This is a genomic window from Bacteroidota bacterium, assembly GCA_016213405.1.
Taxonomy (GTDB): Bacteria; Bacteroidota; Bacteroidia; order Palsa-948; family Palsa-948; genus Palsa-948.
Genome location: JACRAM010000125.1, coordinates 145,489 through 159,313, shown reverse-complemented (window position 1 = coordinate 159,313; position 13,825 = coordinate 145,489). Strand labels below are relative to the sequence as shown.

6 protein-coding genes are annotated in these 13,825 nt (G+C 42.4%); 3 read left to right on the top strand and 3 right to left on the bottom strand.

All coding sequences use genetic code 11. The features are described 5' to 3' along the window. The first annotated feature begins 2 nt into the window (after positions 1-2). The gene (locus HY841_15660) at positions 3-5,672 is read left to right on the top strand and encodes a hypothetical protein (GenBank protein MBI4932195.1); all 5,670 of its coding nucleotides are present in this window, start codon (positions 3-5) and stop codon (positions 5,670-5,672) included. A gap of 99 nt (positions 5,673-5,771) precedes the next feature. Beyond that, on the top strand, positions 5,772-8,165 hold the full coding sequence (gene pbpC, locus HY841_15655; GenBank protein ID MBI4932194.1) for a penicillin-binding protein 1C: 2,394 nt from the start codon (positions 5,772-5,774) through the stop codon (positions 8,163-8,165). 48 nt (positions 8,166-8,213) lie between these two features. Here pbpC and HY841_15650 read toward each other — a convergent pair whose 3' ends face one another. The 3 genes from HY841_15650 to HY841_15640 are packed head-to-tail and all read right to left on the bottom strand — an operon-like array spanning position 8,214 to position 11,636. Further along, positions 8,214-8,852 carry a hypothetical protein gene (locus HY841_15650; GenBank protein ID MBI4932193.1) on the bottom strand — a complete coding sequence of 213 codons (639 nt, stop codon included), beginning with the start codon at positions 8,850-8,852 and terminating at the stop codon, positions 8,214-8,216. A 1-nt stretch (position 8,853) separates the two neighbouring features. Then, positions 8,854-10,032, bottom strand: a complete 1,179-nt coding sequence (locus HY841_15645; protein MBI4932192.1) for an MFS transporter — start codon at positions 10,030-10,032, stop codon at positions 8,854-8,856. After that, positions 10,029-11,636, bottom strand: a complete 1,608-nt coding sequence (locus tag HY841_15640) for an alkaline phosphatase family protein (GenBank protein MBI4932191.1) — start codon at positions 11,634-11,636, stop codon at positions 10,029-10,031. The genes HY841_15645 and HY841_15640 overlap by 4 nt, the downstream gene beginning before the upstream one ends. A gap of 51 nt (positions 11,637-11,687) precedes the next feature. Here HY841_15640 and HY841_15635 point away from each other — a divergent pair, with 51 nt between their 5' ends. Next, positions 11,688-13,796: a tetratricopeptide repeat protein gene (locus tag HY841_15635; protein ID MBI4932190.1), complete on the top strand. Its 2,109-nt coding sequence runs from the start codon at positions 11,688-11,690 to the stop codon at positions 13,794-13,796. The last annotated feature ends 29 nt before the right edge of the window (positions 13,797-13,825 follow it).

The following is a 13,825-nucleotide window of genomic DNA, read 5'->3' as shown; positions in this document are numbered from 1 at the left end:
TCATGAACCGTAAAACGATGTTCTTCCTCACTGCACTCGCAGTGATTGGAATTGTTTCTATTCCCTTTCTGAAAAAAGGTGGAAACGAAATGCGTGCTGAAAAAATCAATCCTGCTTTCAGCGAATACATCTCCGCATTCACTTCGGGATACATTTCCAAGCAAAGCACCGTCCGCATTTTGCTCGCCAGCGAAGTGAACGGAGTGGAACTGAACAAACCGCTGGAAGAAGAACTTTTCGAGTTCAGCCCGAACATTGAAGGAACCACCGTTTGGGTTGACAACCGCACACTTGAATTCCGCCCGAAGAATGGTTTGCCATCCGGACAAAATTATGAAGCCACCTTTCATCTTTCGAAAGTTGCGCAGGTGCCGCCTGACTTTGAGGACTTTGATTTTTATTTTACCGTTATCACACAATCCATGGAAGTGTATGTGGACGGAATGAAAACCATTGACAAGAAAGAAATGATCTGGCAGCGCGTAACAGGATTGATTTCCACTGCGGATGTGGCTGAGAGCGGAGATGTGGAAAAAATCCTCACCGCAACTGAAGGCGGAAGAAAGCTGAAAGTGATTTGGGAACACGCGGAAGAAAACAAACACCGCTTTGTAATTGACAGCGTGGAGCGAAAAGAAAAAGAAATGGAAGTGAACATAAGTTGGACGGGCGCTCCGATTGGCGTTGAAGTCACCAACTCGCAAAAGTTTGTCATTCCCGCGCTGGGAGATTTCAAAGTGATGGACATAAAAGTGGTGCAGGAACCCGAGCAATATATTTCTGTCCAGTTCTCAGACCCACTTCAGGATAATCAAGTCCTTGACGGACTCATCCGCCTCAGCGGAGAAAGCACTTCGCTCAAATTTATGATTGAAGGCAACGAAGTGAAAGCATATCCAGCTTCGAGGCAGGGAGGTGTGAGAACTGTGACTGTGGAAACAGGTGTGAAAAATATTCTGGGCTATCCGCTCAAAGCGAAGATGACGATGGAAGTTTTATTTGAAGAAATAAAACCACAGATACAATTTGTAGGCAAAGGAGTAATCCTCCCAAGCTCAAACGAAGGATTTGTTTTACCATTTCAAGCTGTGAGTTTAAAAGCGGTAGATGTGAAAGTGGTGAAGATTTTTGAAAACAATATCACTCAGTTTCTTCAGGTGAATGATTTAGGCGGAGAGCGCGAACTGAAAAGGGTCGGAAGAATGATTATGAAAAAAACCATCACGCTGAATCCGAAAACAGAAATGGAACTTCACAAATGGAGCACTTACTATATGGATTTATCCGATATGGTGAAAGCCGAACCGGGTGCTATATATAAGGTAACGCTTGGTTTCCGCAAGCAGCATGCCGTTTGCCATTGCGAAGGAGAATCAGCCGATAAAAAAACTCTTGCTGAAGTGGATGAGGAGGTTAACCTGAACGAAAATGATGACGATCAGTCGCAGAGTTATTATTCCGATTACGATTATTACGGTGAGGATTATTATGAAGGCGATTATTATGGTGAAGACGAAGGTGGAGGAGGATATAAGTACGCTGATCGCGAAAACCCCTGCACGCCATCGTTTTATTATTACAACAAGAATCACGAAGTAAGCAGAAACATTCTTGCTTCTGATTTAGGAATCATTGCCAAAAAAGGAACGAGCGGACAAATGACTTTCCTTGTCACCGATTTGAAAACCACCAAGCCGCAGTCGGGCGTGAATGTTGAATTATATAATTATCAGCAACAATTAATTTCTTCCGTGAAAACAAACGGAGAAGGAATGGCGCAGATTGATAACATGAAAAAAGTTCCGTTTCTGCTCGTTGCGAAAAATGGCGACCAGCGTGGATATTTAAAACTGGAAGACGGAGCATCGCTTTCACTCAGCATGTTTGATGTGGGCGGAGCAACCGTAGAAAAAGGTTTGAAAGGATTTATTTATGGTGAGCGGGGAGTGTGGCGCCCGGGTGATTCGCTCTTTATGTCTTTCATTCTTGAGGATAAGCAACAAACTCTTCCTGCAAATCACCCCGTGACTTTCGAATTGAGAAATCCTAAATGGCAGGTGGTGAAAAAAATTACTTCCACCAAAGGGCTGAACGGATTTTACAGTTTCGCGGTTGCAACTGATCACGAAGCTCCTACAGGAAACTGGAACGCGAGTGTTAAAGTCGGAGGCGCTTCGTTCAGCAAGGATGTGAAGATTGAAACTATCATGCCGAACCGACTGAAAATTCGATTGGATTTTGGAAAAGAAAAAATTTATGCCGATGCAGAAAAAACAAAAGGCGAACTGGAAGTGAAATGGCTGCACGGAGCCATCGCGAAAAATCTTCAGGCACAGGTGGATGTAACGCTCAATCAGCAATCTACTTCGTTCAAAGGATATGACGGTTATGTCTTTGATGATCCCACCGCGCGTTTCTATTCCGAGCAGCAAACAATTTTTGACGACCGACTGAACGAAGAAGGAAAAGCAACCGTCACACCTAATCTGAAAGTAAAATCTTCCGCTCCCGGAATGCTGCGCGCCTATTTTATCTGCCGCGTGTTTGAAGAAGGCGGAAATTTTTCTATCGATAGATTTTCTCTCCCGTATTCTCCATACAAATCGTATGTTGGAATAAAAATGCCTGATGGCGAAGGATACGCAGGCACCCTCGTCACCGATACCAATCACATCATCAACATTGCAACGGTGGATGAAGACGGGAAACCAATTTCAAAAAACAAGCTCACTGTGAAAGTTTACAAAGTGCAGTGGCGCTGGTGGTGGGATCATTACGGTGATGACCTCGGACAATATGTAGGCGATCAATATCATCAGCCGTATTTCTCTCAGGAAATTTCTACCGTGAATGGAAAAGGACAATTTGTTTTGCGCGTGAATCGCCCGGACTGGGGAAGATTTTTAGTCCGCGTTACAGATAATGAAAGCGGACATTCCACAGGGCAAACCGTTTACATTGACTGGCCGGCATGGGCGGGTCGTTCTCAGAAAGACGACAGCCAGGGCGCAACCATTCTTGCGGTGACAACGGATAAAGATAAATATGCCGTGAACGATAATATCAAGATCACTATTCCTTCAGGCGAAGGCGGACGCGCGTTGGTTTCCATTGAAACGGGCTCAAAAGTTTTGAATGCTTTCTGGGCGGAAACAAAAAAAGGTACAACGGAAATTTCTATTCCCGTTACTGCTGAAATGGCTCCGAATGTTTACGCGCACGTAACGCTCGTTCAGCCACACGCGCAAACGCTGAATGATTTACCTATAAGAATGTATGGAGTGATTCCGATTTCGGTAGAAGACCCGAACACACATTTGCGACCAACGATTGAGACTGCGCAGTTCTGGAGACCAGAACAAAAAGCAAGCGTAACTGTTGGTGAAGAAAACGGAAAGCCGATGACCTACACGCTCGCAGTGGTGGATGAAGGTTTGCTTGACATCACACGTTTTGAAACTCCGGAGCCGTGGAAAATTTTTTACCAGCGCGAAGCGCTCGGAGTAAAAACATGGGATATGTATGACAATGTCATTGGAGCTTTTGGCGCGATGATGCAAAAACTTCTGGCGATTGGAGGTGACGGTGAAGGCGATGGAAAAGGCGGAGCAAAAGCAAACCGCTTCAAGCCGATGGTGAAATTCCTGGGACCATTTCATATTGATAAAGGGAAAAAAGCAACGCACGAATTTATGATGCCTCAATATGTTGGCTCTGTGCGTGTGATGGTGGTGGCTGGAGAACCTTCTGCGAAAAAAAGCGGAAGCGCTGCGTATGGCTCCTCTGACAAAGCCGTTCCTGTGAAACAACCTGTGATGGTGCTTGCAACTTTGCCGCGCGTGGTGGGTCCGAATGAAATAGTGGATTTGCCTGTCACAGTTTTCGCTATGGAAAAAAATATCAAGAATGTAAGTGTGGAAGTGCAGGCAAATAAATATTTCTCTCCGCTGGAAGGAACGAAGAAAAATATTTCCTTCAAGGAAATAGGGGATGAGGTCATCAACTTCCCTATGAAAATAAATCCGCTGCTCGGAATCGGAAAAGTGAAAGTGATTGCCACCTGCGGAAAAGAAAAAGCGACTTACGATATTGAAATTGATGTTCGCACTCCCAATCCGAAAATCACCGACTTTATTGAAACCGTGATTGAACCCGGCAAAACCTGGAACTCGGACTACAAACCAAACGGAATGGCGGGAACAAATAAAGGCACGCTGGAAATTTCTGGCATTCCTCCTGTGAATCTGGATTACCGTTTGAAATATTTGATCCAATATCCTCACGGATGCGTGGAGCAAACCACTTCTTCGGTTTTCCCGCAGTTGTTTCTTTCCGATATCATGGAACTCAACAGCGATTTCAAAGCAGCGATTGACAACAACATCAAAGCAGGAGTCCGCAGACTCACAACTTTCCAGACATCCAGCGGAGGTCTTGGTTACTGGCCCGGAGATTATGACGCGAACGACTGGGGTTCTTCTTATGCAGGACATTTTCTTTTAGAAGCGGAAGCAAAAGGATACACCCTTCCTGCAGGATTAATTGACAACTGGAAAAAATATCAGAAGAAACTTGTCAACTCATGGACGTATCATCCTAAAAACTATCAGTATTATTATTACAACGATGATTTGATGCAGGCATATCGTCTCTATACTCTTGCTCTTGCAAAATCGCCAGAACTCGGTGCGATGAACCGCTTGCGTGAATCACCCTACCTTTCTGCAAATGCAAGGTGGCGTTTGGCTGCAGCGTATGCACTTGCTGGTCAGACTGAAGTGGCAAAGCAACTCGTGTACAACACAACAACGAAAGTGGATAAATACACTGAGCTTTCTTACTCGTATGGCTCCAGCGACCGCGATGAAGCGATGATCATTGAAGCGCTTTGCGTATTGGGTGATTATGTGAAAGCTGCACCGCTCGTGAAAGAACTTTCTGTTTCACTTAGCAACGGAAATTATTGGATGAGCACACAAACGACTGCTTATTCTTTGATCGCAGTCTCGCGTTTTGCAAAAACAGGTGGAAGTTCAGGTACGATGAGTTACTCGTATTCGATTAACAATTCTACACCTGAAAGCAAGAACACAAAACTTCCTATGTCGCAAATGAACATGGGAATAAAAGGAGCCGATGCAGGAAAAGTTTCCGTGACGAACAACGGAAAAGGAGTTCTCTATGCGAGAATTATTCTGGAAGGAATTCCTGAAGCAGGAGACCAAACTTCTTCCGAAAGCAATTTGGGAATGGATATTTCCTATCATACGATGGATGGCGGCTCGCTCGATGTTTCCAAACTTGAACAGGGAACAGATTTCTATGCCGAAGTCATAATCTCTAATTCAGGAATCAAGAATAACTGGTATCAGGAAATGGCGCTCACGCAGATTTTCCCTTCAGGATGGGAAATTCACAACACGCGCATGGATGAAACAGCTTCAGTCCTTAAGAGTTCTTACCCGACTTATCAGGATATTCGCGATGACAGGGTGTACACATATTTTAATGTCGGAGTGCGGCAACCTGTTACATTCCGAATCATTTTGAACGCGGCATACATCGGAAAGTTTTATCTGCCAACTGTTCTCTGTGAAGCGATGTATGACAACACAATCAATGCACGCAAGCCCGGGCAGTGGATTGAAATTGTGAAGCCTGGAGCGATTTAATTTAGTACGTCATTGCGAGGAATGAAATGACGAAGCAATCCCACAATCCCTCTTCTTCGGAAGGGGGATTTTTTTATACTCTGCTCTGTGTTCTCTTCTCTGAAAAATAAATTTCTTAACCTCGGCAAAAAGAAAAAAGTTTTCCTGTTGCTTTTTTTTATTTTGTTCGTTTGGTATTGTTTTTGCCTTCCTTTAAAATTTTTCAAAGACCCGACCTCCACCGTTCTGGAAGATAAAACCGGAATTCTGCTCGGAGCCAAGATTGCCGATGACGGACAGTGGCGTTTTCCCTATGACGAAAAAGTTCCGGAGAAGTTTGCGAAAGCAATTACGGAGTTTGAAGACAAATATTTTTTCAGCCATCCAGGATTTAATCCTGTCTCCATGTTTCGTGCGTTGTATCTGAATATTAAATCCGGAAAAGTAAAAAGCGGAGGCAGTACGCTCACCATGCAGGTGATTCGCCTTTCAAGGAAAGGGCAGGGGAGAACAGTTCTTGAAAAAATAATAGAAATAATTTTTGCCACACGTACAGAAATTTTCTATTCCAAAAAAGAAATTCTTGCTTTGTATTCTTCTAACGCACCGTTCGGAGGAAATGTAGTTGGATTAGATGCCGCTTCGTGGAGATATTTCGGAAGAAAGCCCGCAGAACTTTCCTGGTCTGAAGCTGCCACGTTGGCAGTTCTTCCCAACGCTCCCTCGCTAATCTATCCCGGAAAAAATCATAAGCGGCTGCTGGAAAAAAGAAACCGTCTTTTAATTTCCCTATGGAAATCAGGAGAAATGGATTCGCTTAGCTGCGTGCTTGCTCAATCCGAACCGCTTCCCGAAAAACCTTTTCCGCTTCCGCAGTTGTCGTCTCATTTGCTCGACCGCGCTTCCAAAGAAGGAATGAACGGACAAACTGTTTTATCCACGCTGGATGCAAATCTCCAGGAACGGATAAAAAACATTGTAGAGAAACATTCTCTGAAACTTCAGGGAAATCAAATCTTCAATGCAGCAGCAATTGTTGCCGATGTGGAGATAGGAAATGTGGTGGCGTATGTTGGAAATACAACGCCCTCTTCTGTGGGAGATGGTTGGAATGAGGGCAAAGACCTTCACGGCAACTCTGTTGACATCATCACTTCACCTCGTTCAACCGGCAGCATCATGAAGCCATTTTTATTTTCAGCCATGCTCAGTGATGGAGAAATCCTTCCGAATACTCTTGTGCCTGATATTCCCATGCAGATAGGAGACTTCTCTCCGCAGAATTTTTATCTCACTTATGATGGCGCGGTTCCCGCCAGGCGTGCGCTTTCACGTTCGCTTAATGTTCCCTGCGTGAAAATGCTTCAGCAATATGGAGTGGACAGGTTTCATTACTTCCTCAAAAAACTCGGCATCACCACGCTGAATAATTCTGCCGACCATTACGGACTCACACTCATTCTCGGAGGAGCCGAAGCAACACTCTGGGATCTCTGTGGAATTTATGCAAGCATGGCGCGCACGTTGAATCATGCAAATAGCGGAGAAAATTTTTCTCAAGAATTATATCCACTCAATTATTTTTCTTCTCCATCAACCATCAACCATCAACCATCAACCATTTCTCTCGATCCTGCCTCCATTTATTTAACCTTCGAAGCCATGGCAGAAGTGAACCGACCCGATATTGACGCAAGCTGGCAGATGTTTTCTTCTTCGTCAAAGATTGCGTGGAAGACCGGAACAAGTTTTGGCTACCGAGACGGATGGGCGATTGGCGTGACACCGAAATATGTAGTAGGTGTTTGGGTGGGCAACGCCAACGGAGAAGGAAGACCCAACCTCACAGGCATCGGCACTGCAGCTCCGATTCTTTTTGAAATCTTCGGAGCGCTCCCCTCACCTTCAGAGGGTTGGGGCTGGTTCAAGATGCCGCAGGATGAAATGAGAGAAATAGAAGTGTGCAAAGAAAGCGGCTACCGCGCGCTGCCCATTTGCGAGCACAAAGAAAAACAATGGGTGCAGGCGGCAGGATTGAAAACCGCGCCTTGTCCGTATCACCGCCTCATTCATCTGGATGCTACAGGAAGATGGCGCGTGAACAGCGATTGCGAAAATGTTTCAAGCATCATTCATAAATCATGGTTTGTGCTGCCGCCTGCGATGGAGTGGTATTACAAATCAAAAAATCCAACCTACAGCGAACTTCCATCGTTCAGAAAAGATTGCAACACAACCAGCGTAGCTTCCATGGAACTATTGTATCCGAAACAGGAGAGCAAAATTTTTGTTCCCGTTGAACTGGATGAAAGCACAGGCAAAACTGTTTTCCGCGTAGCGCACCGCAAACCCGAAACAACTATTTACTGGCACCTGGATGATAATTATATAGGAAGTACAAAAGGAATTCACCAGATGGGACTTTCTCCCGAAGCAGGGCAGCACACCCTCACGCTCGTAGATGAATTTGGCGAAACCATTTCTCAGAAGTTTGAGATAATCGGGAAGAAGTAAGATGCAAGCAACAGCAACAGTATTTACTCGGAATGAGGCGTAGACCAACTAAGCTGAGCAGGGAGTTCTCAAATCCACAAAAGCCAAATACCATTTACCATCAATGAGCGAGAAATAATAACGGGCATAAAGAGAAGTATTAATCACAGTCCACGAAATAGTTCGTGCCAGTTCAGAAACTTTTACTTCATCTTCTTTATTTAATCCGCAATACGTCCATATTTTTTCATCTTTAAATGAATTTACTTCCTGCACAAAGCAACCTTCTTTCGTCCAGAATGATTTTGAATCGCAGTTTACTTTCGGAAGTTCTTCATTCTTCACATTTGCAAAATCAACAGGAAAGTTTTTATCCACCTGCGTAGTGTTGGTCATATTCGGCATCGCGCCTGAAGATTGTATCAGCCACAACCCTTTCTCAGGATGAATGTATTGATTGATGTTGGTAATGTTTATTTCTTTCAGAATAGGAGTAAAATCTTCTTCCATATTTTTCGGAGCATTCACAACTGAATCTTTCGGGTCTTGGGGAGTGGGAGGAAAATCTTTTTCCTGCTCATTCCCACATGAAAAAAATACAGTAACCGCAAAGAGAGCAAAGAGATTTCGCAAAGGACACAAAGGGATTTTCTTTGTGTTTCTCTGTGTGTATTCCTTCGCGTACTTTGTGGTAAAAAGATATTTCATGTTATTTGGTTTTAACTGCAAAGTAAATCAAAGCAACAAACACACCGCTTGCCGAAACTAAAAAAGTTACCTGTGGATTAGTGAGTACCCAAATCAATCCTGCCATACTGCTGGCAATCATCAGCGCAATGCTCTGCGCGCTGGCATGAAAGCCAATGGCGGTGGCGGTTTCACTGGGCGGAGCAATTTTAGCGATCCATGCTTTTGAAACTCCTTCGGTGGAAGCAATATAAATGCCATACACAAAAAAGATAGCAAGAAGCATTGCGGTGTTTTGCACAAACGCCATTCCCGTATAAGCAATACAAAAACAAAAGAGTCCTGACACAAAAGTTTTTTTCATTCCTATTTTATCGGCAAGATGCCCCAGCGGAAGCGAGAGCAAGGCATACACAAGGTTATAGAAAACATACACCAGAATAATATTCTGGTCTGAGATGCCTGCGTTCTTTGCCATCAGCAGAAGAAACACATCCGAACTGTTGAACACCGCGAACAAAAGAAGACCAATAACAAGCGAGCGATATTCGCCAGAAGATTTTTTCCAATAGGAGAAGTAGGAGAAGAAATTTCCTTTTGCTTTCATACTGACCGAAGCAGAAGTTTCTTTTTTCTTCTCTCGAATAAACAAAGTGAATAGAACACTCAGCATCGAAGGGGCAAACGCAATGAAGAAAAGCGGTTTGTAATCACCGGGATAATAATGCAGATAAGCAAGCGCAAGCAGCGGACCAATGGCGGCACCCACTGTATCCATCGCGCGGTGAAAACCAAAAACTTTTCCCTTGTTCTCACGCGAACATTCATCTGAAAGCATGGCATCACGCGCACTGCTGCGTATTCCTTTTCCGAGTTTGTCGCCTGAACGGGAAAATAAAACCCAAACCACATTAGCATATAACGCCAGCATTGATTTGGCTATGGCGGAAATAAAATATCCAAGTTGAATGAATGGCAAACGTTTCCCTTTTTCGTCAGAAAGTTTTCCGAAATATCCCTTTGACAAACCAACCACTACTTCAGCAACTCCTTCAAGAATTCCAATCCACAGCGCTGTGAAACCGATGGACTTCAGATAAATCGGCATCACGGGATAAAGCATTTCGGAAGAAATATCGTTGAACAGGCTCACGAGCGAGAGCGTCCATATGGTGCGGGTGAAGATTTTTTGTGCACTCATTTCACGAGAGAAGAAATCGGTTTGCTCGTGCATCCATTCGGCTTTGGAATATTTAGCAATTTGGAAACTGTCGGTGCTATTTGCGTAATTGTGAGCGTTTCATTTGAGCTCCCATGCTTTACATTATATCCCCACCAGAGCAATGGCACATGCGTATCGTACAAGTAAGGCGAACCATGCGAAGTGCCTTTGTGAAAACCTTCGAGCCAATGTTCTTTCAGAACAAAAATAATATCACCGCAGCGGTCAGGATAAAATCCTGCTTTCACTTTATTATGAATTGAATCATGGAAATTATCTCCGTCAATGGTAGTAGCAGTAAGCGCTTCGGAAATGCCATTCATCGTTAAAAGATATTTAGCCGCTTTGTAGGATACATTCGGAACGCTGAGATTTTTCTTATTGATTTTTTCTCTATCAAGGTACACGTCAAAATCGGAAACAGAAATCAATAGAGAATCGTTATACGTTTTTGCGAAAAACTTTTTTAATGAATCTGCAACGGTTTTCTCATCAACCACTCCCGCTTGGATATTTTTTTTCTGCAAACAAGGAACACATTCGCCACCGCCATGGTCGGCAGTGAGAAACACGAGTACATTATCTTTTCCAAGCCATTCATCCAGAAATTTCAAAAATTCTGAAATATCTTTATCTAAACGGATGTAGCAATCTTCCGCTTCCACGCTCTGGGGACCAAACTGATGCCCGATATAATCGGTTGAAGAAAAACTCACACTGAAAAAATCAGAAACAGTTTCCTTTCCCATGTTTTCATTCCTGATTGTCTCCATCGCGAACTCTTTTGTTAATGAATTGCCGAAAGGAGTGGAACGAATTAATCCCAATTCACCATTTTGTTTCATCAGCGTAGGTAGGTCGTAAGGAAATGCCGGCTTTTCTTTTCCTTTGAATGGCTGCTCGCACAAATTATCATCTGAATCGCTTTCAGTGTATTGTTCAACAGGAAGAATGGTTGTCCACGCTTGTGATAAATATTTTTTTGCCAACTCTTTTTTATTAAAGTCGTTCACCCATTGAGGCATTTCCTTCATATAATAAGTGCTGGTAATCCAGTTTCCATTCGTACCGTCATACCAATAAGCAGCCGTTGCGTTATGACCAGCGGGGAGAATGGCTCCTCTGTCTTTCAGCGCAATGCCGATGACTTTGGATTTGTTCTTTGATTCTTTTCTTAGTTCCTCTCCGATGGTGGATGAAAGCAAATTCTTAGGAGACATTTGTCCGGCAACCGAAGTGCTTCCAATCGTGGCCACTGAATTATCTTCTGCACAATAAATTTCTTTTCTGTTTTCCCTGTTAGTCCACTGATTTGAAACGATTCCATTTGCAGATGGAGTTGCACCTGTATAAATAGAAGCATGTCCGGGTCCAGTGAACGTGGGAACATAATTATAATTTGTGTTCTTGCAATTATATCCTTCGTTCACCAATCTCTTGAAACCATCATTACTGAATTTATTCCAGTACCTGTCAATGTAATCGTAGCGCATCTGGTCAACCACAATCCCTACAACGAGTTTCGGTTGGGAAAAGCAGTACGCAGTAAGCAACAGACAGTAGGCAAGAAGAGTTTTTTTCATTGAGTTTGTAAAGATAAACATATGTGGTAATTCGTAAATTCGGGAAATATTATGAAGAAGAAAAAGCAAATAAAAAATCTATCTGCAAAAGTCATTAAAGTTGCTCCGCATGTATTTAAACCGAATCTTTGGCTGGCAATTATTTCTGCTTTAGCTGGCATCGCTCTTTATCTGAATACTGTTTCGCATAATTTCATTCTTGATGACGGGGCAGTTACGGCAAGCAATGAATATGTAATGCAGGGAATAAGCGGGATTCCAAAAATTCTTCAAACAGAAATGTGGCATTTTCAAAATATCAATCTGGGTTATTACCGCCCGCTTTCAATGGTAACGTTCGCGATAGAAACCCAGTTCTTTGGAACTGATCCGCACACATATCATATTGGAAATATTTTTCTGTATGGACTCACAGGATTTTTTCTTTGTTTTTTACTTATGACTCTTTTCAAGAATTTTCATCCTGCATTTTCATTTATTATAACGCTTCTTTTCATTGCTCATCCGATTCATACGGAAGTAACTGCCAATATTAAAAGCCGCGATGAAATTCTTTCTTTTCTGAATTTAATCTTAACTTATTTTTTTCTTTTGAAAGCGTATGAAAATAAAATAAGAAGCACAAAGCATTTGATTCTTTCCTGCTTGTTTTTTTATCTGGCACTGCTCTCAAAAGAAACAGCCATGACAGGAATTCTAATCGCACCGTTGATTTTATTTTTCAGTAAAAGTTCTTCTATCAGGCAACTTTTGCTTCGAACAATTCCTTTTTTGAGTATCCTTATTCTTTTTCTATTGCAGAAGCATGGTGTACTCGGAACTCTTTCAACGGATGTGCCAAAGGATATTGTGAACTATCCTTATGCGGAAGCAAATGCAGAAGCGCCTTCTGCCTTTCTGATTTTCCTGCGATGCATTAAGCTTGTTCTTCTTCCTCATCCACTCTCGTATGATTATTCGTTCAACCAGATTCCCGCGGTGAAATTTTCTTCTGTTCTGGTTTGGCTGGGAATCCTTATAGGCATCTCTCTTGCATGGCTGGGATTTTCCAATATGAAAAATAAATCTCCATTTTCGTTCGGAATATTATTTTTTCTCATCACGCTCGCGCCCGCACTGGGTTTTGTATTACTGCGAGGTGGAATTTTAGCCGAACGGTTTTTGTATGCTCCTGTTCTCGGTTTCTGTATTGTTCTTGTGTTTCTTCTAATGAAAATCACAAAAATAAATTTTCAAATACCGGAATTTAGCATGCGGCAATTAAAAATAAAACCTTTATTCTTTTTACTTTTCATATTAATTTTTGGTTTGTACTCATTCAAAACAATAGACAGAAATTCGTACTGGAAAAATAATATTACGTTGGCAGGAGAGGATGTAAAGACTTCTCCCAACAGTTGTCAGGTACGGAAACATTACGGCAACGAACTCATCAATTTAGGAATGGAAGAAAAAGATGTAGCTAAGAAAAAAGAATATTTTGACAAAGGAACAGAACAACTTCGAGAAGCGATTAAAATAAATCCTCATCATGGCGAAGCGCTTTTCAAAATGGGAGTTGCGTATCAGGCAGTGGAAATAAATTATGATTCCGCAATTTATTATTACAATCGTGCGATACAGGAAGCTCCGAAATTTGAAATGAGCTATTGTAATCTCGGACTTGTTTACGAATCCATAGGCAAGCAAGAGCTGGCATCTTATTTTTTTAACAAGTCTATTGAAATTAATTCTTCATTTTCTGATGGAATAAAAAATCATGAAGAGCACAAGAAAAAAACCGGTTTGGATGTTCACATCTTCCCTTCCCAGCTTGATTTTGAAGCCATCGAAAAAAGTTCAGAAAAAAAAGATGCTCTGTTTTATTACAAGCTCGGAACGAACTGTGCTTCGCAAGGAGATTTTACAGGAGGAATCAAGTGTTTTGAAAAAGCGATTGAACTGGAGCCGAAACAGGAAGTAATCTATATTAACTTGTCCAACTGCTATGGAATGCTTGGTAAATACGCTGAAAATATTTCTACTTTAAATAAACTTCTCGCGATAAATCCTAACAGTACTCAGGCGTATAAAAATCTTGCAGTGACCTACGAACTGATGGGAGATAAAGCAAAAGCGAAAGAATACAGTGAGAAAGCAAAAAACTTCTCTGGAAAATAAATTCTTTCTGATTCGTTTTTGAAAATTAT